The organism is Geodermatophilus africanus (genome assembly GCF_900107105.1).
Lineage (GTDB): Bacteria > Actinomycetota > Actinomycetes > Mycobacteriales > Geodermatophilaceae > Geodermatophilus > Geodermatophilus africanus.
Window position 1 is genome coordinate 20843 of record NZ_FNOT01000024.1, and the last position, 23842, is coordinate 44684.

A 23842-nucleotide genomic window follows, 5' to 3' on the forward strand; every position below is an offset into this window, starting at 1 on the left:
CCCTGTGACTGCCGATGACCGGGAGGACACCGGGAGGTACTGCGTGGCACGGCGGGCACGACGACGGGGACGCGGGACCGGCACGGTCGCCGCGGTGGCGGCGGTCGGGCTGATCGCGCTCAGCGGGCCGGCCACCGAGGTCGCCGCGACGGTGACCGCCTCCCGGACGGCGCTGCCCGCGGCCCCGGCCGTCGCCGCGGCGCTCCCGGGCCCGGTGAGGGTCGTCGCCCCGCCCCCGGCCGCGCCGGCCGCCGTCCCGCCGGTCAGCGCAGTGGCCGTTCCGCGCCCGCAGCCGATCGAGGTCCGGGTGCGGCCCGGCGTCCCCCACGGCGTCATGCCCGACACCGACCCGCCGCCCTCGTCGTGCGGCGGCTACGCCAACCCGCGGCAGATCCTCCCCGGCGTGGTGCCCGGCGTCGCTTCGGCCACGGTGAGCTGGCAGGCCGACGGGCACACCGACGTCCAGCGCTACCGGGTGCAGGCGGTCAGCCAGCGGCTGGTGCCCGGCCTGCAGCCCGAGCCGCCGTCGCTCATCGCGCCCCAGCCGGCCGACTGCGTGCCGGTCAGCGTGACCTTCGGCGGGCTGACCTCCGGCGTCCCCTACGTGTTCTGGCTCGAGGAGGAGGTGCCCGACACGTTCGGCGTGCTGCGCTGGGTGCAGGTGGGCACCTCGTCCGCCGTCGTCATCTCCTGAGAACGGCGGCCCCCTCGCCGGGTCCGGCCGCGAGCTCGCGAGGGGCGGGGGGCAAGGGGGTCCGTCACTCCGCGGGGCGCAGCTCCGGCGCGGCCGCGCGGACCTGCGCGGCGGCCAGCACGCCGATCACCGCCGAGGAGTTGCGGATCCCGCCCGCGAGGACCCGCTGCACCGCCTCGTCGAGCGGCACCCGCTCCACGGTCATGTCGAGCTCCTCGTGCTCGACGACGAAGCCCTCGGGCCGGTCGACCGGCGAGAGCCCTTCGGCGAGGAACAGCAGGATCTCCTCGTCGCAGAACCCGGGCGTCGAGTAGCTGTTGACCAGCAGCGACCAGCGCTCGGCGGCCAGTCCCGCCTCCTCCGCGAGCTCCCGCTTCGCGGTGGCCAGCGGCGCCTCGCCGTCGGCGTCGCGCAGACCGGCGGGCAGCTCCCACAGGTAGCCGCGCACCGGGTGGCGGTACTGGCGGACCATCACGATCCGCCCCTCGTCGTCCACCGCGGCGACGCACACCGCGCCGATGTGCCGGACGATCTCCCGCACGCTGTCCCCGCCGCCGGGCATGGCGACGGTCTCCTTGACGAGGGTGATGATCCGGCCCTCGTGCACGGTCTCGCTGGCGAGGACCGCGTACTCCCCCGGCCGGGCGGGCTCGGCCATCAGTCCTCCTCGCTGGCGCTCGTCGTCCTGATGGCCGTCGACGCTCTGTTCTCCGGTGACCTCCCGAGCTCGGTCACCCTCAGATCCCGACCTTCTCGGCCTCGTCCACCGGAACGGGCAGCCGCGCGGACTCCGAGAAGTCGATCGCCGCCCGCACGAACGCGGCGAACAGCGGGTGCGGCCGGGTGGGCCGGCTCTTGAGCTCGGGGTGGGCCTGGGTGCCGACGAAGAACGGGTGCACCTCGCGCGGCAGCTCGGCGAACTCGACCAGCAGGCCGTCGGGCGACGTGCCCGAGAAGACCAGCCCGGCCTCGCCGATCCGGTCGCGGTAGGCGTTGGCCACCTCGTAGCGGTGCCGGTGCCGCTCGGTGATCTCCGTGGCGCCGTAGGCCTGGGCGACGACCGAGCCCTTCTGCAGGGTGGCCGGGTAGCTGCCCAGCCGCATGGTGCCGCCCATGTCGCCGCGGCCGGCGACGACGTCGACCTGGCTGGCCATGGTCGCGATGACCGCGTCGGGGGTGTCCGCGTCGAACTCGGCGGAGTTGGCCCCGGGCAGCCCGGCGAGGTTGCGCGCGGCCTCGATGACCATGCACTGCAGGCCCAGGCACAGGCCCAGCAGCGGGAGGCCGTTGACCCGCGCGTGGCGGATCGCCCCGAGCTTGCCGTCGATCCCGCGCACGCCGAACCCGCCGGGGACGCAGACGCCGTCGACGCCGGCGAGGGCCCGCTCGGCGCCCTCGGGGGTCTGGCAGTCGTCGGAGGGCACCCAGCGGATCTGCACCCGGCTCTTGTGCGCGAACCCGCCGGCGCGCAGCGCCTCGGTCACCGACAGGTAGGCGTCGGGCAGGTCGATGTACTTGCCGACCAGCGCGATGGTCACCGTCTGCCTGGGCGCGTGGACCCGGTCGAGCAGGTCGCCCCACACGGTCCAGTCGACGTCCCGGAACGGCAGCCCCAGCCGGCGGACGACGTAGGCGTCGAGGCCCTCGCGGTGCAGCACCTTGGGGATGTCGTAGATCGACGGCGCGTCGGGGCAGGAGATGACGCCCTCGGCATCGACGTCGCACATCAGGCTGATCTTGCGCTTGAGGCCGGTGCCGATCTCCCGGTCCGAGCGGCAGACCACCGCGTCGGGCTGGATGCCGATGTTGCGCAGCGCGGCGACCGAGTGCTGCGTCGGCTTGGTCTTCAGCTCACCCGACGGCGCGATGTAGGGCACCAGCGAGATGTGCAGGAAGAAGCAGTTCCCCCGGCCGATCTCGTGGCGCACCTGGCGGGCGGCCTCGAGGAAGGGCAGCGACTCGATGTCGCCGACGGTGCCGCCGACCTCGGTGATGACGACGTCCACCCGCTCGGGGCCCTCGGCCGCGGCCATGATCCGCGACTTGATCTCGTTGGTGATGTGCGGGATGACCTGCACGGTGTCCCCGAGGTACTCGCCGCGCCGCTCCTTGGCGATCACGTCCGAGTAGACCTGGCCGGTGGTCACGTTCGACCGGCCGGTGAGGTCGGTGTCGAGGAACCGCTCGTAGTGCCCGATGTCCAGGTCGGTCTCGGCGCCGTCCTCGGTGACGAACACCTCGCCGTGCTGGAACGGGTTCATCGTCCCGGGGTCGACGTTGAGGTAGGGGTCCAGCTTCTGCATGGTGACCCGGAGGCCACGGCTGGACAGCAGGGCGCCCAGGGAGCTGGCCGTCAGGCCCTTGCCGAGCGAGGAGACAACTCCGCCGGTGACGAAGACGAACTTCGTCGGCTGCGAGTTGTGGAGGAGACCCCTTGCCCCGTTGTCGTAGTCACGCGTGCCATGCGGTCGATCCACGGGAGACCACCGTAACACGATCGGCCGCCTCCCCCGCCGGGCCCGCGGCCGTGCCGTCGGCCACCCCGCCGCCGGGCCGCGGGCCCGCGGCCAGCCACACCAGCAGCGGCAGCAGCAGGGACGCCGCCGTCGCCGGCAGCGCCACGCCGGAGTCGTTGGCCGCCGCCCCCAGGGCGAGGCTGAGCGCGACGGCCAGCAGCCCGGCCCGCAGCACCGCGCGGTCGCCGGGCGACAGCAGGTCGCGGCGGCCGCGCAGCAGCCCGGGCCCGCGCAGCGGCCCCGGCAGCCGTCGCCGCAGCCACCCGCCCCGCCGTCCCCCCGCCGGGCGCACCAGCCAGACGACGGCGACCAGCGCGACCGGCAGCAGCCACGCCAGCGGGCTGCCGAACAGGATGCCGAGGTTGGCCTCCGCCTTGCGGCTGATCACCGTCCACGCCTCCCCGGTGAGCAGCTGCTCGACGAAGCGGCCCAGGTGGCTGCGCTCGGCGGCCGGCCGCAGCCAGTCGAGGAAGGCCAGCGAGCCGACCGCCGCCACGGCCAGCGCCAGCACCGCCGCCATCCGGGCGACCGTCACGCGGGTGCCGGTCAGCAGCATGGCCAGCAGCAGGAAGCCGGGCAGCGCGGCGAGCACCCCGCCGAAGTCGCGGCCCAGCGCCGGCGCCCCGACCACCAGCACGGTGAGCGCCCCGGCGCCGAGCACGACGGCCGCGGTCACCACCCGCGCGCGGCCCGCGGGGACCCGGCGGGCGGCGGCCGTGGCGAGCGCGGCGGTGAGCAGCAGGGCGCTGACCGCGAGCAGCCCGAAGCCGAGGTTGCCGTAGCCGGTGAAGCGGCCGGCCACGATCGGGTCGTAGCCGAGCAGCCCGTTGAGCTCGAGGGTCGAGCCGGTCAGCACGTCGCCGACCAGGGTGCCCAGCGTGACGGCCAGGACGACGACCGGCGGCCCCAGCCGGGAGTGGCGCCACGGGCCCAGCGCGGCGACGGCGAGCACCGCCAGCGCGGCGAGCAGGACGCTCCCGGCCAGGGCCAGGCGGGGTGCGGCGGCCCGTTCCCACGGCAGCAGCCCGGCGAGGTAGCTGGCCACCGGCACGGCCGCGGCGCCCAGGGCGACCGGTCGCAGCGCGCCGCGCAGCCGGTCCCCGGCCGGTCGCGGCGCCCGGTCGCGGCGCCGGCCGCCGGCCACCAGCAGGCCCAGGCCGACGACAGCCGCGTCGAGCAGCACGAGGGCCCAGAAGAAGGCATCCGTGCTGCGGTGGTGCACCGAGGCGGCGGTGTTGGCCCGCTCGAGCACGCCGACCGCCTCGGCCAGCGGCGGGCGCTCGCCGCCGGGCTGCAGCGGCTGCCCGTTCATCGACGCCGGCCGGTCCAGGCCCAGCGCGGCGAGGACGGTGGGGGCGGTGTCGATCAGCTGCACGAACGGCGCGCGGCCGGTGCTCGCCGAGGTCAGCCACCGGTCCCCGGAGAAGCCGGCGCCCGAGGCGATGCCCACGTGCAGCTGCGCCCGGCCGTCGTTGACCTCGGAGATGCCCTGCACCAGCAGCAGCGTCTCCCCCGGCGCCGCCCGCACCGCCTCGACCAGCCGGCCGAGCGCGGCGTCGACGGCGGCCAGCGCGGCGGCACGCGGCCGCGGCTCGGTGCCGGTGTCGCTGCCCTCGAGCGCGGGCTCCCCGGCGTCCACCAGGTCGTCGAGGCCCACGAGCACCAGCGGACAGCCGGTCAGCAGCTCGCCGGGGTCGGCGGGCAGCTGCTCGCGCTGCCCGACGGTCACCCCGGGCGCGCCGACGGCCAGCGCCGGCGCCCGGCCCACGACGGTGGCACAGCCGACCGCCTCGCCCAGCGCCGCCGGCCGGGCGCCGAAGCGGGCCGTGGCGGGGTCGGCGGCGACCGCGGCGACGGCGGCCTGCGGATCGGCCAGGCCGGCCCCGGCCAGCCGCTCCTGCAGGCCGCAGTGCGACAGCGCGGGGCTGGCCGGCGGCACCGGCACCGGCTGGGTCTGCTCCTGGGGCGGGGCCGCGGTGTCCGCCCCACCCTCCCCGGTCGGCGCCCCGCTGGGCAGCGGCACGGTCGGCAGCGGCACGGTCGGCAGCGGCACGGGCGGGATCGACTCGTCGGGGGCCGGGAAGCGCGCGCGGTTGCCCGCGCCGAGCGTCGCCCAGCCGTCGAGCACGCAGCTGGTGGCGCGCGCGGCGCGCACCGACACCGCGCCGATCGGCGAGCCCTCAGCCAGCGCCCACAGCGCCGGCGTCGCCTGCGGGTCGACGTCGTCCCACACCAGGCCGGGGACGCCGACGACGACCACCCGGTCGGCGGTCGCGTCGTCGGCGGCGCCCGCGGTCCCCGTCCCCACCGCCAGCACGGCGAGGACCGCGAGCAGCAGCGCCGCGGGCCGGCTCATCGCGGTGCGCCGAGCAGCTCGCGGTAGAGGGCGACGAGCTGCCGGGCGGTCGCGGCCTCGTCCGGCCAGGTCGCCGCCTGCCGGGTGCCGGCCTCGGCGAGCGAGCGGGCGCGCGCCGGGTCCGCGAGCAGCCCGGTGACCGCCTCGGCCAGCGCCGCGGCGTCGCCGACCGGCACCAGGGCCGCGCCGTCGCCGAGCAGCTCGGGCAGCCCGCCGGTGCGGGTGGCGACCAGCGGCGTGCCGGCGCGCAGCGCCTCCTGCGCGGTGAGCGAGCGGGCCTCCCAGCGCGACGGCAGGACGGCGAGATCGGCGGCGGCCAGCAGGTCGGCGACGTCGCCGCGCCGGCCGAGCAGCGCCACCGGCAGCCGCTCGGCGGCGATCCGGGCGGCCAGCTCGTCCTGCAACGGGCCGTCGCCCGCGATGGCCACGAGCGGCGGCTGGGCCAGTCCCCCACCGGCCCCGGCGGCCCAGCGGGCGGCGGCGTCGAGCAGCACGTCGTAGCCCTTCTGCGGGTGCAGTCGACCCACGGCGACCACCAGGGCCCGACCATCGGCCACCCCGAGCTCGGCGCGGACCTCGGCCGCCGGCCGGGCCGGGGCCGGCAGCGGCGGGGCGGAGACGGGCGCGACCCGGACGTCGCGCGCACCCTGCCGCCAGGCGTTCTCGGCGAGGTCGCCGGAGGCGGCCAGCACGACGTCCGCGGCGCGGACCGTGGCGCGCTCGACCAGCCGCAGCACCCGGCGCAGCGCGCCGCCGAGCTCGGGGAGGGCGTTGTGCAGGGTGAGCACCAGCGGCCGGCCGCGCCGCCGCGCCGCCGCGGCGACCAGGCCGGCGCGCAGGCCGTGGGCGTGCACCAGGTCGGCGCCGGCGGCGGCCCGGCGCAGCGCAGCGACGGCGCGGGCGTCGGCTCCGGGTGAGAGACCCGTGGAGATCCCCACCGGCGCGAAGCCTGCTCCCGCGGCGGTGAAGCCGAACAGTCGCTCGGTCGCCGCCGGCCCGCACACCCGCACGTCGGCGCCGGCCGCGGCGAGGCCGGGCAGCACCGCGCGCACGTGCGTGCCGACCCCGCCGGTGCTGGTGGCCAGGACCTCGGCCACCCGGCGGCCCTGCAGCGGGAGCCGCTCAGCCACCGTGCACCTCCTGGCGATCGCTCCGACGCAGCGCGCGTGCAGCCACTGCGAGCGGTCGCCGCGCGGTCCCCATCATGACCGCCGCGGCGACGGCCAGGGCGGCCGCCGCGGCCAGCACCCCGGCGCCGACGGTCGCGAGCAGGCGGCCCTCCGGCACCGGGTCGGCGCCCAGCGCGCCGGCGACGGCCAGCCCCGCGGCCGCGGCGAGGGCGGCGGCGACCGCGGCAGGCAACCCGGTACGGGCGACCCCGGCGAGGCCGGCCGGGCCGACCACCCGGGCGACGACGACGAGCAGCGCCAGCCCGGCCGCCGTGACCCCGGCGCTGTGGCCGGCGGCGAGGGCGACGCCGCGGTCGGCCGCCGGCAGCACGCCCGCGAGGACGACGTCCGCCGCGACCGCGAGCAGCCAGCCGCCGAGCACGCAGGCCGTGGGCGCCCGCCACAGACCGCGGGCGTAGAGCGCGCGGGAGAGCACCGCCACCACCCCGTAGCCGGGCAGCCCCGGGGCGAAGGCGACGACCGTGTCCCGCAGCGCGCCGACGACAGCGGCCGGCTCACCGGCGAGGAAGACCCCCGCCATCGGGCCCGCGACCGCCACGAGCACCGCGGCGGCGACCGTCGAGGTGACGAGGACGAGGGCGGTCACCGGCGCCAGCGCCCGCCGGAAGCCGGCCTCGTCGCCGGTCTCCGCGCGCTCGGCCAGTCCCGGGTAGGCCGAGGTGGCCAGCGGCACCGCCAGCGCGGCCCACGGCACGAGGAACACCGTCAGCCCGGCGGCGTAGACGACCTGGGTGCCGTCGGGCGCGCCGGCGTTGGCCAGCCGGATCGCCACCGCGGCCAGCAGCTGCTGCCCGGCGAGGGTGAGCACGCCGGCCACCGCCAGCCGGCGGACCCGCGGCGCGGCGCCGACCGGGAAGCGCAGCGACGGTCGCAGGCCCAGGCGCAGCCGCCGCACCGGCAGCAGCAGCGACAGCGACAGCGCCGCCACGCCGAGCGTCGTCCCGACCGACAGCACCAGCTCGGCGGGCGTGCCCAGCCCCTCCGCCGTCCGGCTGCCGCCGATCGCGGCGAAGGTCAGGTAGGCCCCGGCGACCACGACGCTCGACAGGAGCGGCGCCAGCGCGGGCGCGGCGAACCGGCGGTGCGCCTGCAGCACGCCGGTCAGCACGATGCCGAGGCCGTACAGCACGACCTGCGGGGCGAAGACGACGAGGAAGCGGGCGGCGAGGTCGACCTGCACCGGGTCGCCGGAGCCCAGCAGCAGCCGGGCGACCGGCTCGGCGCACAGCGCCAGCAGCACGGCCAGCGGGGTGAGCACCAGCAGGCTCCAGCCCAGCAGCGCCGAGGCGGTGCGCCGGACCTGCTCGCGGTCGCCGGTGGTGATGCCGCCGGCGAGCATCGGGACGACGAGGCTCGCCAGCGCACCGCCGGCGACCACCTCGAAGACGATGTTCGGGACGTTGTTCGCGGCCAGGTAGGTGTCGCCGGTGCTGCCGGCGCCGACGGCGTTGGTGAACACCAGCGTGCGGCCGAAGCCGGCGAGCCGGGCCAGCACGGTGAGGACGGCGATCAGCGCGGCGGCGCCGGCGACCCCGCGGACGGCCTGCGCCCGCGTCATGCGCCCTCCTTGCTATCGCTCGTCGTCCGCATGACGGGCGTCGCTCCGTCCATCGGTGAGCTCGCGGGCCCGCTCACGCACGACGGCGGCCGAGCCGGTCCAGCTCCCGCAGGACGGGGGTCGCCTCGATGACCCGCGTGAAGCTGACCCGCTCGCTGGCCAGCGTGAGCCCGGCGACCAGCGCGAGCGCGCCGGCGCGCGCCGGCCGGCCCGGCACCGCGGCCAGCCGCAGCCCGAGCAGCGCGCCGACGGCGTTGGCGCCGCAGTCGCCGATCATCACCCGTTCCCCCAGATCGGCCGGCAGCACGGCCAGGTCCGCGCCGAGCGGTCCGGCGACCAGGGCGCCCGACGGCCCGCCCAGCCCGGCGGCGGCCGCGAGGGCGGCGGCCTTCGCCGCGCGGCCCGGGCGCAGGTCGAGCAGGTTGACCAGGTTGGCGGTGCCGGCGACCAGCCCGGTGGTGAGGACGGCGTCGGCGAGCGTGGTGAGGCGATGGAGCGGCCCCGCTGCGGGTGGGAGGAGCCCGTCGTCCCTCTGGAGGACCCCCTTGCCGCCCGCCACTCGCAGGCTCGCGGCGGGACCCGGCAAGGGGGCCGTCAGAACGCGGGGGCGGTGCCCCGGACGGGGCCGGTGGGCGGCAGCGGGGTCGTCGTACAGCAGGGCCGCGGCCGCGGCGGCCGCGCCGATGCCGGCGACCTTCACCGCGCCGGCCGACACCCGCCCGGCGCGCAGCGCCCGCAGGTGCCCGGCCAGCCCCTTGTCCCGCGCCTGCTCGGCCCGGGCACCGGCGAGGTCGTCGTAGCCGCCGACCAGCCCGGACACGCCCCCGACCAGCGCGGCGGCCACGCGGGTGCCGGCCGGGGCGCCGACCACCGCGGACGCCGTCGCGGCCACCGCCAGCGCCGGCCCGCCGAGCAGGGTCACCGGGCGGCCGGCGTAGTTGGTGCGCCGCCAGGATGCGCCGGCCGGGCGGGCGTCGAGCGCCGCCGCGGCCGCGAGGCCGAGCCGGGCCGCGGCCGCGCCGCCGAGGGCCAGCAGCGCCCGGCGCCGCGCGCCTCCGCCGGACCGCCGGCCGGTCACGGCGCCGCGGCAGGGACCGGTGGCACCGGCTGGGTGTCCTCACCCACGCCGTAGGCCCCCGACGTGCCCGCGCCCTCCCGGCCGAGGGCGAGCACCGTGCTGATCCGTCCCGGCGCCGTGTCCACGTTGTCGACGGTCGAGACGGCCGCGGAGTCCTCCGGGTCGGCCCGGATCACGCCGACCAGCCCGGGATCGCCGGCCGACGCGGCATCCCCGGCGACGACGGCGCCCGAGCCGGCGGCGTCGAGGGCCAGCGCGAGGTCGACGAGGGTGTCGGTGCGCTGCGCGCCGTCCTCCTCGGCCGGCGCGCCGGCGGTGAGCAGCACGGCGAAGTCGGCCGGGGTGACCGAGGCCGACTCCACGTCCAGCACGTCCAGCGCGCGCAGGCCCGCGAGGACGGAGGACAGCGCGGCGGTGTCGGGCACCGTGGCGCCCGGCGCGGCCGGGCGCATGAGCACCTGGCCCAGCAGCGAGCCGACCAGCTGGCCGGTGTCGTCGGTCTCGGGCAGCGTGACGCCGGTCGGCAGCCCCGGCCCGGTGACGTAGCTCTGCACCTCCGCGGCGACGGCCGGGTCGGTGTAGCCCGGCTGCAGCCGGATCGTGCCGGTCACCGTGCCGCCGGCCTCACCGACGAGGGTGGTGAGCTCCTCGACGGTCTCGACGGCGACGTCCTCGCTGATGGCGACCAGCACCACACTGCGCCCGGCCAGGCTGCCGGCGACCAGGGCGGGGGCGACGGCCTGCCCGAACGCGTCGCCGGTGTCCACCTGGGCCTGCAGCTCCTGGGTCTGGGTCTCCAGCTCCCGCTTGTCCTCGGCCAGCGCGGCCACCTCGCCCTCGAGGTCCTCGAGGATCGGCGCGTTGAGCGCCGTGGTGCCGATGACGATGCCCAGCGCGACGGCCAGGAAGACCGCGATCAGCGAGACCAGGTGGTAGCGGAAGTCGATCACGAGAAGAGGTTCTCCAACCAGAACACGAAGCTGTTCCACTGGTCGACCAGCAGGTCGAGGTAGACGCGGCCGGCCGCGGAGACGGCCAGGGCCGACCCGATGGCCACGAAGGCGGCCAGCACCAGCACGACCAGCGTCAGGGTCGAGATCCGGCTGCGGTAGAGCCGGCTCACGCCCTTGGCGTCGACCAGCTTGCCGCCCAGCCGCAGCCGGGTGAGGAAGGTGGAGGCCATGCCGCCGCGGCCCTTGTCGAGGAACTCCACCAGCGTGGCGTGGGTGCCGACGGCGACGATGAGCTTGGCGCCCTTCTCGTCGGCCAGCAGCATCGCGATGTCCTCGCTGGTGGCGGCCGCGGGGAAGGTGATCGCGTCCACGCCGAGGTCCTGCACGCGGGCCAGGCCCGGGGCGCGGCCGTCGGCGTAGGCGTGGACGACGACCTCGGCGCCGCTCTTGAGGACGTCGTCGCTCACCGAGTCCATGTCGCCGATGATCATGTCCGGCCGGTAGCCGGCCTCGACCAGGGCGTCCGCGCCGCCGTCGACGCCGACGAGCACCGGCCGGTAGTCCCGGATGTAGGACCGCAGCGCCTGCAGGTCCTCCTTGTAGTCGTAGCCGCGGACGACGACCAGCACGTGCCGGCCCTCGATCTGCGTGGTCACGTCGGGCACGCCGACGCCGTCGAGCAGCAGCGCGCGCTCGCGCTTCATGTACTCCATCGTGTTGGTGGCGAAGGCCTCCAACTGGACCGAGAGCCCGGCCCGCGCCTCGGCCATCGCGTCGGCGACGGTCTCGGGGGTCTGCTCGGTGCCCTCGGCGAGGACGGTGCCGTCCTCCAGCAGCAGCTGGTTGCCGTCGACGCGGACGGGCGTCCCCTCCCTGACCGCCGACAGCACGTCCTTGCCGACGCCGTCGACCAGGGGGATGCCGGCGCCGACGAGGATCTCGGGGCCCAGGTTCGGGTAGCGGCCGGAGGTGCTGGGCGCGGCGTTGACGACCGCGGCCACCCTGCACGCGACCAGGGAGTCGGCGCTGACCCGGTCGATGTCGACGTGGTCGATGACCGCGACGTCGCCGGGGCGCAGCCGCTTGGTCAGGTTCTTGGTGCGGCGGTCCAGCCGCACGGTGCCGGTGACTCCCGGGGCCGCTTCCGGCGCCCGGCCACGGCGGAGAGAGCCGATGCGCATGGCCTGCACTCTCCCACGGAGGCCTGTGGCCGCCGCCCTCCGACGCGCATCGGCGATCCTCCGCTCACGCAGAGTGTGCGACACCACGGGGCCGGCGACACGCCGGACACGCGGGTCCACCAGTCCCGCCGGAGCGTCCAGTAGTGCTGTCTAGCGTTGGGCGGGTGACTCCAGGGGCGCAGGCGATCGGCCGCACGGACTCCGGCGACGAGATCCGACCGGAGTCGCCCGAGGCGGTCGTCCGCGAGCTGCCCGCCCCGGAGGACGCCGAGGAGGAGGCCCCCGCGCTGCCCGGTGCGGCCGCTCCCCCCGCGGCCGCCGAGCCCGAGCCGCCCGCCCGCGGCCGGCGCGGCCGGCGGGCGCTGCGCGGCCCCGGTCTGCGCGATCGGCGTCGCCAGCAGACCCGCGCCACGATCATCGAGGCCGCCGCCGAGCTGTTCGCCGAGCGCGGGTTCGACGCGGTCAGCGTCGTGGAGATCGCGCAGCGGGCCGGCGTGGTCGAGAAGACGGTGTTCAACCACTTCCCGGTCAAGGAGGGGCTGGTCTTCGAGGCCGACCCCCCGATGCGCGCGGCGCTGCTCGAGGCGGTGCGCCGCCGGCCGGCCGGCGAGTCGGTCAGCGCCGCGGCCGGCACCTTCGTCGTCCGGGCGATGAGCGGGCTCGGCGCGCCCGAGGCCGCGGCCGGCGTGGCCGAGATGGCGCGGGTGATCCGCGGCAGCCGCACGCTGCAGGTCCGCGAGCGGGAGATCCTCGGCGAGCTGACCACCGCGCTGGCGGAGCTCATCGCCGAGGAGACGCAGGCCGAGCCCGGTGAGCTCGCGCCGTGGCTGGCCGCCCACGCGGTGCTCAGCCTCTACGCGGCACTGCTCGAGCTGGCCCGGGACCGCGTGCTCACCGGTGTCTCGGGCCCGGCGCTGTCCGCGGAGCTGCGCGCGCGCGGCGAGCGGGGTCTCGCGCTGCTGCAGTTCGGGCTCGCCGGCTACGCCAAGCGGAGGTGACGGTGACGTCGCGGTCCTCCGCACTGCACCGCGATGACACTGCGGTCCTCGGGACCGCACCGCGGCCAGGTGCCGTCCCTCGGCTGAGCTCAGCCCACCTGGCCGTCGTCGCGGGACCCTCCGGGCCCCACTCGTCGGACCGCCCCGCAGGGCGGCTCACCTCATGGCCGCCGGTGGTCAGGCTGGGAGCTGCAGGGCCCGCAGCAGCTGGCCGGCGCGGTCGCCGGGGATGTCCGGGTCCTGCGTGAAGAGCGCGACGGCGACCATGTACTCGTCCTCCCCCGCCCAGCCGCGGCCCTCGGCGACCAGCCGGCGGACGTGGTCGCGCACCCTGGGCTCGCTGCTGTACTCGCCGTAGTCCAGGCCCATGGCGAGGAAGTTCACGACGCGGTACCCGAGGTCCTCCGCCGTCCGGACCGTCGTCTCCGGGTCGGCGTAGCTCGGCACCGCGGTGACCACGTTGCGGTAGCCGGCCTTGAGCAGCTGCAGCACCAGGTCGTTGCCGTACACCCCGCCCCACAGCTCCGGCATGAGGATGTCGCGGTCCGGCGCCGGGATGTAGGGCGGGTTGGCGATCACCGTGGCCACTGGCGGCGGGGCCGCGGAGTCGGCGCCGTCGAAGAAGTCGCCGAGCTCGACGGTGTACCGGTCGGCGACTCCGCGGGCGGCGATGTTCTCCCGCGCCCGCTCGACCGACGAGGCGCTGATGTCGAAGCTGCGCACCCGGAGCTCCGGCAGCCCGGCCACCACGTCGGCGATGGCGGTGGCGTCGCCGGTGCCGAGCTCGACGACGCCCTCGCGCGCCCAGCCCAGCTGCCCGCGGTACTGCTGCAGCAGCATGCAGACGCTGAACCCGTAGTGCGCGGACTCGTCGGCGGAGGAGAAGCAGCTCACCGGGCGGCACCGGTCAGCGGACGGGGGGTGGGGGGCAGCGCGGCTGCGGCAGTGCGACGTCGGTGGGGCACGATCCGGCCCTACCCCACGCGTTCCGCCGTCACTCCTGTCCGCCCCCGCTACGCCGCCGTCCGGGCGGTCGCCGCCACGGCCAGCAGCTCCCGCGCGTGCGCCTGCCCGGTGTCGCTGTCGGCCAGGCCGGAGAGCATCCGGGCCAGCTCGCGCACCCGCTCCTCGCCGTCGACGGCCCGGATGTCGGTGGCGGTCACGCCCGCGCCGGTGTCCGGGGACTTGTCCACGACCAGGTGGGTGTCGGCGAACGCGGCGACCTGCGCCAGGTGGGTGACGACGACGACCTGGTGGCGGCGGGCCAGCCGCGCCAGACGCCGGCCGATCTCCCCGGCAGCCTGCCCGCCGACCCCGGCGTCTACCTCGTCGAACACCATCACCGGCACCGGGTCGGCGCCGGCGAAGACCACCTCGATGGCGAGCATCACCCGCGACAGCTCACCGCCGGAGGCGCCCTTGTGCACCGGCCGCGGCGGGGCGCCGGGGTGCGCGGCCATGAGCAGCGCCACCTCGTCGACGCCCTCGGGGCCCGGGGCGTCGGCGTCGCTGTCGATGGAGAACGAGACGCGCGCGCTCTTCATCGCCAACCCGGCCAGCTCGCGGCCCACCTCGGCCGCGAAGCCGTCGGCCGCCGCCCGCCGGCCGGCCGACACCTGCGCGCCGAGGTCGTCGACCTCGGCCCGGGCGGCGTCGCGGGCGGCCTCCAGCGCCTCGAGCGCCTCGTCGGAGACGTCGAGCTCGTCGAGGCGGCGGCGGGCGTCCTCGGCCCAGCCCAGGACGCCGGCCACGCCCTCACCGACGTCGGCGTACTTGCGGACCAGGGCGGTGATCGCCGCGCGGCGGTCCATCACCTCGGCCAGCCGGGCGGGATCGGCGTCGAGGTCGGCGACGTAGCCGGCCAGCTGCCCGGCGACGTCGGAGACGACCGCGACCGCGTCGTTCAGGTCCTGGGCCAGCATCACCAGCGTCGGGTCGTCGGAGGCCGCCAGCGCCCGCTCGGCGATGGCCAGCGCGGCGCTGGCGTCCTGCGGCAGGTCGTCGCCGAGGTCACCGGTGACGTCGCCGACCAGCGCGGTGCGGGCCTCGTCGGCGGCGGCGCGCAGCGCGTCGGCGTCGCTGAGCCGCCGCGCCTGGGCGTCGAGCTCGTCGTCCTCCCCCGGCTGCGGGCCCACGGCCTCGATCTCCGCCAGCCCGTGCCGGAGGACGTCGGCGGCCTGCGCCAGCTCCCGGGCCTGGCTGCGGCGGCGCTCGAGGTCGCCGGCCAGCTGCCGCCACCGGCCGTACGCCTCGCGGTAGCGGTCCAGCAGCTCCAGGTGGGCGGTGCCGGCGTAGCGGTCCAGGGCCCGGCGCTGCTCGGCCGGGCGGGACAGCCGCAGCTGGTCGCTCTGTCCGTGCACCGCGAGCAACCCCTCGGCGAGCTCCGCGACGACGCCGACCGGGACGCTCCGGCCGCCGAGGTGGGCACGCGAGCGCCCTTCGGCGCTCACGGTGCGGGCCAGGATCAGCGTGCCGTCGTCGTCGGGGTCGGCGCCGGCGTCGGCCGCCCGCTCCCACACCGGTGAGTCGGCTGGCAGGGCCAGCCGCCCCTCGACACCGGCCCGGCCGCTGGCGCGCACCCGCCCGGGGTCGGCCCGGCCGCCGAAGAGCAGCGTCAGCCCGGTGACCACCATCGTCTTGCCCGCGCCGGTCTCCCCGGTGACCACGGTCAGGCCGTCGCCGAACTCGAGGGTGACGTCGTCGATGGCGCCGAGGCCGCGGATGCGCAGCTCGGTCAGCCGGCCCCGCGTCGTCCCGCCGTCGGCCGGCTCCGCAGCGGCGACCGGCGCGGCCGGCTGCGCCGTGCGGGCCGGCCGCCGGGTCTCACGCGTCGTCGTCCGTGCCGCCACCGCGGTCGCCCTCCCCTCCGTCCCCGCGGACCCAGCCGCGGGCCAGCACGTTGCGGTCCTGGCTCGTCTCGTGGCTCATCTCGTGCCCCGGGTCGTGCCGGCGCGCGTCCCGGAACCCGCGCACCGGGAGGCCGAACTTGGCCACCAGCCGGTCGCCGAACGTGGTGGCGTGCACCCGGGCGATGCGCACCGGCCGGGCGGCCCGGCGGACATCGACCCGGCCACCCTCCGGCACCTCCAGCGCGCGCCGCCCGTCGGCGGACACACGGGCGCGGTTGCCGTCGGTCGGGATGGCCACGGTGAGCACCGAGTCCGGTGAGGTGACCAGCGGCCGGGCGAACAGCGCGTGCGCGTTCGACGGCACGACCAGCATCGCCTCCACGTCGGGCCACACGACCGGCCCGCCGGCGGAGAACGCGTAGGCCGTGGAGCCGGTGGGCGTGGCGAACAGCACGCCGTCGCAGCCGAAGCTGGTGAGCGGGCGGCCGTCGATGGCGACGACGAGGTCGAGCACCCGCGAGCGCTCGGACTTCTCCACCGACGCCTCGTTCAACGCCCAGGTGCCGCCGACGACGGCGCCGGTGGCGTCGAGGACGTCGACCTCGATCGCCAGCCGTTTCTCCACCGAGTACTCGCAGCGCTCGATCGCGGTCAGGGTCTCCTCGACCGCCTCGGGCTCGGTCTCGGCGAGGAAGCCGACCCGGCCGAGGTTCACCCCCATGAGCGCGGCGTTGCTGTACCGGGCGAGCTCGGCGGCGCGCAGGAAGGTGCCGTCCCCGCCGAAGACCATGACGATCTCCGCGCCGCGGGCGGCCTCGGCATCGGCGGGCACCACCTGGGCGCCCTCGATGCCCAGCTCCGCCGCCTCGTCCTCGAGCAGCCGCACGGTGATGCCGCCCTTGGCCAGGCGGGCGGCGGAGCTGCGGGCGAGCTCGACGATGTCCTGGCGGCCGGTGTGCACGGTGAGCAGCACGTGCCGGCTCCCGCTGGGCGCCCACACGGTGGGGCTGACCTCTGTCACGCTTCCTCCTCGCCGGCGCCCGGTCGCGTGCCGGACAGTGCCGCGTCCCTGGGTGACCTCGAAGGCTCGCTCACTGGTCCTCCTCGGGTGTGCCGGCCGCGGTGCCCGCGGGCCGACGGGTCGTGGTTACCCGTTCCGATGGGCCCTCCGCCACGGCGCGGCGCACGTCGTCCTCCCGCGGCGGCCCGGCGTCCCGGCGCAACCAGAGGAAGAACTCGACGTTGCCGGCCGGCCCCGGCAGCGGGCTGGCGACGACGCCGGCCGTCCCCCAGCCCAGCTCGGCGGCGGCCCGCGCCACCGTCAGGACGGCGTCCTGCCGGTGCGCCGGGTCGCGCACCACGCCGCCGGCGCCGAGCCGCTCGCGGCCGACCTCGAACTGCGGCTTGACCATGGGCAGCAGGTCGGCCGCGGCGGTGGCGCACGCGGTGAGGGCAGGCAGCACCAGGCGCAGCGAGATGAACGACAGGTCGGCGACGACGAGGTCCACCGGGCCGTCGACCTGCTCGGGCGTGAGCGTGCGGACGTTGGTGCGCTCGAGCACCCGCACCCGCTCGTCGGTCCGCAGCGACCAGGCCAGCTCCCCGTAGCCGACGTCGACCGCGACGACCTCCCGGGCCCCCCGGCGGAGCAGCACCTCGGTGAAGCCGCCGGTGGACGCGCCGGCGTCCAGCGCCCGGCGGCCGGCAACCGGGACGGGGAAGGCCTCGAGGGCGCCCACCAGCTTGTGCGCGCCGCGGGACACCCAGCTCGGCTCGTCGGGATCGGTGCGGACGACGACGGGCGTGTCGGCGCCGACGCCGGTGGCGGGCTTGGAGGCCGCCCGCCCCGAGACGGCGACCCGCCCCTCGGCGATGAGCGCCACGGCGTGCTCCCGGGAGCGGGCCAGGCCCCGCCGCACGAGCTCCGCGTCGAGCCGGCTGCGGCGGACCATCAGAGCTGGTCGATCGTGCCGAGCTCGCGCTGCAGCCGGGCGTGCTCGGCCTCGAAGACGGCGACGTGCTCGGCCACCGGCCGGTGGGCGAGGTCGGCGAGGGGCGCGCCCCCGTCCGCGGCCGAGGTGCCCGCCGGCGGGGCCCCGGCCGGCACCGCCCCGGTCGGGACCGGCGCCGGACCACCCCCCGGGCCGGGCCGGGGAGGCCCCGGGACCGGTCGCGGTGGGGTCGGGTCGGTCATCGGTGGCCTCTCGGGTGGACGGGCGCGGCGCGGGCGGGCGCCGGCGGGACCTCGGGGACCGGCGTCCGGGGTGCGACCCCGTGCTGTTCCCCCGGCCCGCGAGGGTACCGGCCGGGGGCGACGCGCACGGGTCGCCGGCGGGCGCTAGCGTTCGGCCGCCCGGTCCCCGAACCCGATGGAGGCGTGCCCGCGTGGCGACGATGAAGGAGTGCATGACCGCCCTCGAGGGCATCCTCGGCGACCTCGCGGCCAAGCCGGCGGCCCAGGGCCTCGACCGCAGCCTGTCCTGCCGGCTGACCGACCTGGGGCAGGTCGTCCGTGGCCGGCTGGCCCGCGGCTCGGTGCGTGAGCTGCGAACCGAGTCCGACGGCGAGTCGCTGGAGAAGGCCGACATCCGGCTCACCATGACCAGTGACGACCTCGTCTCCCTGACCGACGGCCGGCTGTCGTTCGGCCCGGCCTGGGCGTCGGGGCGGGTCAAGCTGGAGGCCGGTCTTCGCGACATGCTCCGGCTGCGTTCCCTCCTCTGAGGGAGGAGCCTCCTGCCCCCGCAGTGAGAGGACCCCGTCCTCCTCCCCCCCGTGGAAGGACCCCCTGCCCCCACCACTCGCCCGCTCGCGGCGGGACCCTGCAGGGGGCCAGCGGTGCCCTGGGCGGGGCCGGCGGCGGGACCCTGCACGTGGGCCGTCAGAGCTCGCGGGATGCCCTGGACGGGGCCGGCAGCGGGCGTCGGCAGGAGGGCCGTGCGGCTCCCCGGGCCACCTCAGGACGCCAGACCCCAGTGCCGCAGCGCGTCGGCTGCGGCCTCGTCCTCGGCGGTCACCTCCGCCGGCGCGACGGCCTCGGGGTGCCGGGTCCAGTGCGCGACGCACAGTGCGCGGAGCCCGTCGAGCCCGTCGGCGCTCCCGGGTCCCTCGGCACTGTCGCGCCTCAGCCGGAGGACGCCGTCCGCCGACCGGGCCGTCCAACCGGCGCAGCGCCACCTCCCGTCGCCGGCGGCGACGACCGCGGGATGGGCGGTGAGCAGACCCGCGGCATCGGGCGCGAGCAGGTCGGGCCGTCGGTCCGGGCCGGCGGCGAGCAGGGTCGCCGGGTCGGTGACGCCGCTGAGGACCAGCAGCGTCGCCGCACCGGCCCGGCGCCCGCCCTCGACGTCGGTGTCGAGCCGGTCGCCCACCACCACGGGGCGGTGGGCGGCCGTGCGGCGGACGCACTCGGCGTGCATGGTCGGGTCCGGCTTGCCGGTCACCAGCGGACGCCGGCCGGTCACGGCGCTCACCACGCCCACCAGCGCACCGTTGCCGGGCAGCAGGCCGCGCGGCGACGGGATGGTGGCGTCGGCGTTCGTGGCCACGTGCTGGGCCCCGTTGCGGACCGCCACCACGGCCTCGGCGAGCTGGGTCCACCCCACGTCGCGGCCGTAGCCCTGCACCACCGCGAGCGGCTCCTCCTCGGCGCCCGCCACCAGGGTGAGGCCCGCGGCCTCCAGTGCGGCGGCCACGCCCGGTCCGCCGACCGGCAGCACGCGCGCCCCGGCGCCGAGCCGCTGCGCCACGACCGTCGCCGCCGCCTGGGAGCTCGTGATCACCTCGGCGGGGCTCGCCGGGACGCCGAGGACGGTGAGGTGCCCGGCGACCTCCTCCGGCGTGCGGGAGGCGTTGTTGGTGACGAAGCCCAGCCGCATCCCCGCCGCCCGCACCGCGGCCAGCGCCTCGGGCACGCCGGGCACCGCCTCGGGACCGACGTAGACCACGCCGTCGAGGTCGAGCAGCGCGACGTCGTACTCCTGGTGCGGCGGCCGGACCTTGCCGACGGCCAGCGGGGTCGGTGTGCCGCTCACGGGGTCTCCCCGCCGCGGCGTGCCCGTACGCCGCGCAGCGCCCGGGAGTAGTGGCCGAGGTCGGGCCGCATCGCCACGGCGAGGGCCAGGTGCTCGGCCGCCAGGTCCAGGTCACCCGCCCGGCTGGCCGCCAGGCCCAGGCCGAACTGCGCGTAGTCGTCGGCCGGGTTGCGGACGGTCAGCTCGCGGAAGGTGCCCACCGCGTCGGTGTAGCGGCCGGCGTCGTACTGGGCGCGTGCCAGGGCCTCGAGCAGGCTGCGCGAATCCGGCTCGGCCTCGGCGGCGCGCGCCAGGATCGTCGCCGCCGCCGCCGGGTCCCGGTTGGCCAGCAGTTGCAGCCCCCGCTGGTACCAGTCGTACACGTCGCCGTCGGGCACCCCCGCGTCGGACACCATCGCTCCCTCGCTCCGGGTGTCGCCAGCCGGTGCCGGGGTCGCCGGCCCTCCCCCGCAGCCGGACCCTCGCACCCACCGGAGCGCACCGCTCCTACGATTCCTGTCGTGCTCTCGTCGTCGGCGGACCCCGCGTACCCGGCAGCTGCGACGGGACTCGAGGTCCGACCCTTCCGCGCCCTCGTCTACCGACGACGAGACCCCGGCCACCTCGCCCGGGTGAGCTCGCCAGCCTACGACCTGGTGACCCCGGAGGGCCGGGACCGCCTGGCCGCCGCCGACCCGCACAACATCGTGCGCCTGATCCTGCCCCGCGTCGCGTCCGGACCCGACGGCGCCGACGCGCTGCACCGCGCGGTAGCCGAGGCCGCCGGGACGCTGCGCGACTGGGAGCGCACCGGCGTGCTCGAGCGCGACGCCGGTCCGGCGCTGTGGGTCTACACGCTGCGCCCCTCCGACGGCGCTCCCGAGACGGTCGGCTGGCTGGCCGCGGTGGGGGTGCCCGCAGCCGGCTCCCGCGCCGTCCTGCCGCACGAGGACACCTTCCCCGGCGCCGTGGAGGGCCGCCGTGCCTTGCTCGCGGCCACCGCGACGGACCTGGAGCCCATCGTGCTCGCGCACGATCCGCACCCCGGCCTCCCGGCGCTGACCGCCGCTGCCCAGGACGGCGCACCGACCCTCGAGGTGACCGACGCCGACGGTGTCCGGCACGCCCTGTGGCGGGTCACCGACCCGGTGCTGACCGGCCCGGTCACCGCCGCGCTCGCCGAGACCGGCGCGGTCATCGCCGACGGTCACCACCGCTTCGCCGCGGCGCGAGCGCACGGGGCGCGCGCCGTCCTCGCCCTGGTCACCCCCATGGGCCCCGGCGGGCTGCAGGTGCAGCCCATCCACCGGCTGGTGCCCGACCTGGTCCTCGACGAGGCGCTCGCCGCGGCCTCGGCCGGGTTCCGGGTCACCGAGCTGCCGCAGGGCTCGGAGGCCGTCGCCGAGGTCGTCCGGCGGTGGATCGCCGACCCGCTCGAGTCGGGCCTGCTCGTGAGTGACGGAGCCCGCCTGGTGCGGCTGGGCTCCCCCACGGGGAAGGTGCTCGACGCCGTCCCGCGGGAGGCGCCCGGAGCGTGGCGCGGCCTGGACGTCGTGCTCGCCCACCACGGCCTGGTGCAGCGGCTGTGGAGCCGGGACAGCGACGACGGCGTGGTCATCGCTCACGGTGTCGAGGAGGCGCTGGACGGCGCGCGGCGCCGTTCCGGCGTGGCCCTGCTGCTGCGCGCCCCCTCGCCCGCCGACGTGGCCGCCGTCGCCCGGGCGAACGCGAGGATGCCCCGGAAGTCGACGCTGTTCGTGCCCAAGCCGCGGACCGGACTGGTGCTGCGGCCGCACGACGACTGACCGCCGGTCAGGCAGTGCGGGCGTCGGGGCTCGCCGACCGCGGCACCTTGCGCCCGCGGCGGCAGTTAACCTCCGTCACCGACGCCGTACCACCGCCGGCGGTGCGCCAGAACCGCCGCTGCAGCGCACCCTCGACCTCGACGACGTCGCCCGCCCGCCACGCCGTGACGCGCCGCTGAAGCGCGCGGTCGTAGGTGATGCACGGCAGCGTGTCCGTCGACTGCCCCCTGACCCGCGGCTCGGGCCGGCGCACCACCAGCCGGAAGCTGACCAGCGTGTCGCCGCTGGGCAGCGTCCTCACCTCGGCGGGGGCCGACAGCCTCCCGCGGAGCACCACGTCGTTCCGGTCGATCACAGCCACGCTCATGACGGCAGCCTCGCCGGGCGTCCCCGGCCCGACCAGGCGCGCCGCCGGTCTGTGGACCGGCGGCGCCGGTGTGGACGACGGGAGCGCGCCTGTCGGTGGTCAGTGCTCGGCGTCGTCCTCGGATCCGTCGGTCTCGCCCAGCAGCTCGGCGACCTCGGCCTCGACGTCGTCGTGGAAGTCGTGGTCGCCGGTCACCGCCCCGCCGGCCTCGTCCGTGCCCTCGACGTCCTCGTCGGCCGCCTCGGGAACCCCGGCTGCCGGCACCACCGCTGCGGGCTCCTCGTCCGCGGCCGGCACCGCGTCGGGCACAGGCAGCTCCTCCTCGGCGAACTCGACGTCCTCCTCCGGCGTGTACACCGCCACCGCGGCACGCCAGTGCTCGGCGCCCGCGTCATCGCCGGCCGCCTCGAGGAGGTCGGCGTAGGCGGCCGCGAGCCGCAGCGCCGAGGGGTCGGTCAGGTCCACGGCGTCCGGCCGCGGAGAGCCGCCGAGGGCACCCTCCAGGACCAGCCGGGCCGCGGAGAGCTCACCGAGGTCCTGTCGGGCCCCGGCCTCGACGAGGCGCAGCTCGACGGTCTCCTCCGCGTCGGGTCCCTCGCCCAGCGCGTCCCGGACCAGCCGCAGGGCGACCTCCGGGCGGCCCACGGCGCGCTCGCAGTCGGCGAGCACCGCCCGGTAGCCGGGGTCCCCGCTCATCCGGCGGTAGGCGCGCAGCTCGCGGGCGGCCTCGGCGTAGTCGCCGGCGTGGTACGCGGCCACGCCCACGGCCTCCCGCACGACGGCGATGCGCGACGCCCGGTCGCGCGCGGCCCGCGCGTGCGCCAGGGCCTCCTGGGGCTGGTCGTCGATGAGCGTGCCGGCGACGACCAGGTGGCTGGCCACCCGCTGCGCGTTGCGCGGGTCCAGCCCCCGCAGTGCCGCCCTGACGGACTGGTCCAGGTCGCGGGGGTCGGCCCACTCGGGGACCTCCGGGCCCGTGGGCGCCGGCGGCGTACGGTCCCCGCTCCGGGACGGTCGCGGACCCCGGTCCGGACCTCCGCGACGGTCGTCGGCGGGACGCCGGTCGCGCCAGTCGCTGCGCTGTCCACCCGGACGACCCCCGCGGGGCTGCCCCCCATCGCGCGGGCCACCAGGATGCTGCGGGCGTCCCTCCCACCGGTCCGCGCCGGGTCCGTCGGGCCGTGTCGCGCGCGGCCGGTCGCGCCCTGCGGTGCGAGCACCCTGGTCGCGGTCTCCGGGCGGACGGCGATCCTGCCAGTCGCCACGTGCCGGACGATCCCGCTCCGGACGGCGGTCCTGCCAGTCGCCGCGCGCCGGGCGACCCCGCTCCGGACGCCGGTCGTGCCAGTCGCTACGCGCCGGGCGACCCCGCTCCGGACGCCGGTCGGGGCGGACCGGTCGGTCGTCCCGGCCCCGCTCGCCCTCCGCTCGTCGGTCGCGCCAGTCCCCGCGCCCGCCGGCCGGCCGGCCTGCCTGCGGGCGCCGGTCCTGCCACTCGCGTCGTGGCCCGCCGGTCGCGGCACCGCCCTCCCGCTGCGGACGGCGGTCATGCCAGTCCGACCGCCCGGGGCGCTCCGGCACGGCCCCCTCGTCCTGGGCCCGACGCTGCGGTCGCTCCCCCTGGGGACGACGCTCCTCCCACCTGCCACGGTCGTCCTCGGACCGGCCACCGGTGGGTCGCCGGGCCTGCCAGGACCCCTGACCGCCGCGACCGGCCGTTCCACCGCGCGGACCGGCGCCCCGACCCTGCGGGCGGCCCTGGCCGGAGCCGCCCCGACCCCCCCGGGGTCCCTGTCCGCCGGTACCGCCGGCGCCTCGTCGCGGTGAAGTCATGTGTGGATGCGTACCTCAGGAGTGGGTGCAGCACGCGTCGTGCTGCAGAGAGCATGCGGAAACGCCAGAACGGGGGTCAGAGCACGTGGCTCCGACCCCCGTTCTGGGAGGTGTTGTCCGGCGGCGTCCTACTCTCCCACCCCGTCTCCGGGGCAGTACCATCGGCGCTGAGAGGCTTAGCTTCCGGGTTCGGAATGGATCCGGGCGTTTCCCTCTCGCCATGGCCGCCGTAACACAGGTGAACGGGAACCGACCCCGGTGGGGGTTGGTGCGTTCAGAACCGCACAGTGGACGCGTGGTATCGATCAGTTGGTCGCCGGCTACCCGCCCGCCCGGGGGTGGGGGGTGGTGTAGTCGTGTGGTCAAGCCCTCGGCCGGTTAGTACCGGTCAGCTGCGCACCTCGCGGTGCTTCCACTTCCGGCCTATCAACCCGCTGGTCTGAGCGGGGGC

General features: G+C 77.3%; 21 protein-coding genes and 2 rRNA genes. 4 read left to right on the top strand and 19 right to left on the bottom strand.

Features of this window, described 5'->3' with window-relative positions:
• The first annotated feature begins 4 nt into the window (after nt 1-4).
• Complete coding sequence (locus BLW63_RS23955) at nt 5-694, top strand: hypothetical protein (RefSeq protein ID WP_139263775.1); 690 nt, start codon at nt 5-7, stop codon at nt 692-694.
• A 64-nt stretch (nt 695-758) separates the two neighbouring features.
• Here the strand turns inward: BLW63_RS23955 and BLW63_RS23960 are convergent, their stop codons facing one another.
• From BLW63_RS23960 to steA, 8 genes are all read right to left on the bottom strand, one after another.
• Nucleotides 759-1352, bottom strand: a complete 594-nt coding sequence (locus tag BLW63_RS23960; protein ID WP_091161930.1) for an NUDIX domain-containing protein — start codon at nt 1350-1352, stop codon at nt 759-761.
• A 79-nt stretch (nt 1353-1431) separates the two neighbouring features.
• Nucleotides 1432-3171 (bottom strand): CTP synthase, encoded by a 1740-nt coding sequence (locus BLW63_RS23965; protein ID WP_091161932.1) that lies wholly within the window; start codon nt 3169-3171, stop codon nt 1432-1434.
• Nucleotides 3146-5566 carry a hypothetical protein gene (locus BLW63_RS23970; RefSeq protein WP_091161934.1) on the bottom strand — a complete coding sequence of 807 codons (2421 nt, stop codon included), beginning with the start codon at nt 5564-5566 and terminating at the stop codon, nt 3146-3148. The genes BLW63_RS23965 and BLW63_RS23970 overlap by 26 nt, the downstream gene beginning before the upstream one ends.
• Nucleotides 5563-6696: a glycosyltransferase family 4 protein gene (locus BLW63_RS23975; protein WP_091161936.1), complete on the bottom strand. Its 1134-nt coding sequence runs from the start codon at nt 6694-6696 to the stop codon at nt 5563-5565. Before BLW63_RS23975 ends, BLW63_RS23970 begins: the two co-directional genes overlap by 4 nt.
• Nucleotides 6689-8314: a murein biosynthesis integral membrane protein MurJ gene (gene murJ / locus BLW63_RS23980; protein ID WP_091161939.1), complete on the bottom strand. Its 1626-nt coding sequence runs from the start codon at nt 8312-8314 to the stop codon at nt 6689-6691. The genes BLW63_RS23975 and murJ overlap by 8 nt, the downstream gene beginning before the upstream one ends.
• 73 nt (nt 8315-8387) lie before the next feature.
• On the bottom strand, nt 8388-9392 hold the full coding sequence (locus tag BLW63_RS23985) for a hypothetical protein (protein WP_244522774.1): 1005 nt from the start codon (nt 9390-9392) through the stop codon (nt 8388-8390).
• Entirely contained in the window at nt 9389-10342 is a 954-nt protein-coding gene (locus BLW63_RS23990; RefSeq protein WP_091161942.1) for a copper transporter, read from the bottom strand. Before BLW63_RS23990 ends, BLW63_RS23985 begins: the two co-directional genes overlap by 4 nt.
• A complete protein-coding gene (gene steA, locus BLW63_RS23995) occupies nt 10339-11526 on the bottom strand; it encodes a putative cytokinetic ring protein SteA (RefSeq protein ID WP_091161975.1) in 1188 nt (395 codons plus the stop codon). The genes BLW63_RS23990 and steA overlap by 4 nt, the downstream gene beginning before the upstream one ends.
• A 164-nt stretch (nt 11527-11690) precedes the next feature.
• On the opposite strand from steA, the gene BLW63_RS24000 reads away from it, so the two are divergent.
• Nucleotides 11691-12524 (top strand): TetR/AcrR family transcriptional regulator, encoded by an 834-nt coding sequence (locus BLW63_RS24000; RefSeq protein WP_091161944.1) that lies wholly within the window; start codon nt 11691-11693, stop codon nt 12522-12524.
• A 177-nt stretch (nt 12525-12701) separates the two neighbouring features.
• Here the strand turns inward: BLW63_RS24000 and BLW63_RS24005 are convergent, their stop codons facing one another.
• The 5 genes from BLW63_RS24005 to BLW63_RS27545 form a co-directional block, all read right to left on the bottom strand.
• Nucleotides 12702-13418, bottom strand: a complete 717-nt coding sequence (locus BLW63_RS24005) for a class I SAM-dependent methyltransferase (RefSeq protein WP_091161946.1) — start codon at nt 13416-13418, stop codon at nt 12702-12704.
• A 119-nt stretch (nt 13419-13537) separates the two neighbouring features.
• Nucleotides 13538-15373 carry a DNA repair protein RecN gene (gene recN / locus BLW63_RS24010; RefSeq protein ID WP_211517275.1) on the bottom strand — a complete coding sequence of 612 codons (1836 nt, stop codon included), beginning with the start codon at nt 15371-15373 and terminating at the stop codon, nt 13538-13540.
• Nucleotides 15348-16394, bottom strand: coding sequence for an NAD kinase (locus tag BLW63_RS24015; protein ID WP_091161948.1), 1047 nt, complete (start codon nt 16392-16394; stop codon nt 15348-15350). Before BLW63_RS24015 ends, recN begins: the two co-directional genes overlap by 26 nt.
• A 70-nt stretch (nt 16395-16464) precedes the next feature.
• On the bottom strand, nt 16465-17325 hold the full coding sequence (locus BLW63_RS24020; protein WP_244522775.1) for a TlyA family RNA methyltransferase: 861 nt from the start codon (nt 17323-17325) through the stop codon (nt 16465-16467).
• Nucleotides 17325-17480, bottom strand: coding sequence for a hypothetical protein (locus BLW63_RS27545; protein WP_211517276.1), 156 nt, complete (start codon nt 17478-17480; stop codon nt 17325-17327). The genes BLW63_RS24020 and BLW63_RS27545 overlap by 1 nt, the downstream gene beginning before the upstream one ends.
• A gap of 287 nt (nt 17481-17767) precedes the next feature.
• Between BLW63_RS27545 and BLW63_RS24030 the strand changes: the two genes are divergently transcribed.
• Entirely contained in the window at nt 17768-18097 is a 330-nt protein-coding gene (locus tag BLW63_RS24030; protein ID WP_244522777.1) for an alkyl sulfatase C-terminal domain-containing protein, read from the top strand.
• Between the two features lie 233 nt (nt 18098-18330).
• Here the strand turns inward: BLW63_RS24030 and BLW63_RS24035 are convergent, their stop codons facing one another.
• Both BLW63_RS24035 and BLW63_RS24040 read right to left on the bottom strand, forming a co-directional pair.
• Nucleotides 18331-19407 carry an HAD-IIA family hydrolase gene (locus BLW63_RS24035; protein ID WP_091161954.1) on the bottom strand — a complete coding sequence of 359 codons (1077 nt, stop codon included), beginning with the start codon at nt 19405-19407 and terminating at the stop codon, nt 18331-18333.
• Complete coding sequence (locus tag BLW63_RS24040; protein WP_091161980.1) at nt 19404-19799, bottom strand: tetratricopeptide repeat protein; 396 nt, start codon at nt 19797-19799, stop codon at nt 19404-19406. Before BLW63_RS24040 ends, BLW63_RS24035 begins: the two co-directional genes overlap by 4 nt.
• A 108-nt stretch (nt 19800-19907) precedes the next feature.
• Here BLW63_RS24040 and BLW63_RS24045 point away from each other — a divergent pair, with 108 nt between their 5' ends.
• Nucleotides 19908-21191, top strand: a complete 1284-nt coding sequence (locus BLW63_RS24045; RefSeq protein WP_091161957.1) for a DUF1015 domain-containing protein — start codon at nt 19908-19910, stop codon at nt 21189-21191.
• 7 nt (nt 21192-21198) lie between these two features.
• On the opposite strand, the gene BLW63_RS24050 is transcribed toward BLW63_RS24045, so the two are convergent.
• The 4 genes from BLW63_RS24050 to BLW63_RS24070 form a co-directional block, all read right to left on the bottom strand.
• Nucleotides 21199-21558, bottom strand: coding sequence for a single-stranded DNA-binding protein (locus tag BLW63_RS24050; protein WP_091161959.1), 360 nt, complete (start codon nt 21556-21558; stop codon nt 21199-21201).
• Between the two features lie 99 nt (nt 21559-21657).
• A complete protein-coding gene (locus tag BLW63_RS24055) occupies nt 21658-22440 on the bottom strand; it encodes a tetratricopeptide repeat protein (RefSeq protein WP_091161961.1) in 783 nt (260 codons plus the stop codon).
• A gap of 1066 nt (nt 22441-23506) precedes the next feature.
• Nucleotides 23507-23623: ribosomal RNA gene (gene rrf / locus BLW63_RS24065) — 5S ribosomal RNA — on the bottom strand.
• A gap of 126 nt (nt 23624-23749) precedes the next feature.
• Nucleotides 23750-23842, bottom strand: a 23S ribosomal RNA gene (locus tag BLW63_RS24070); the annotation flags it as partial.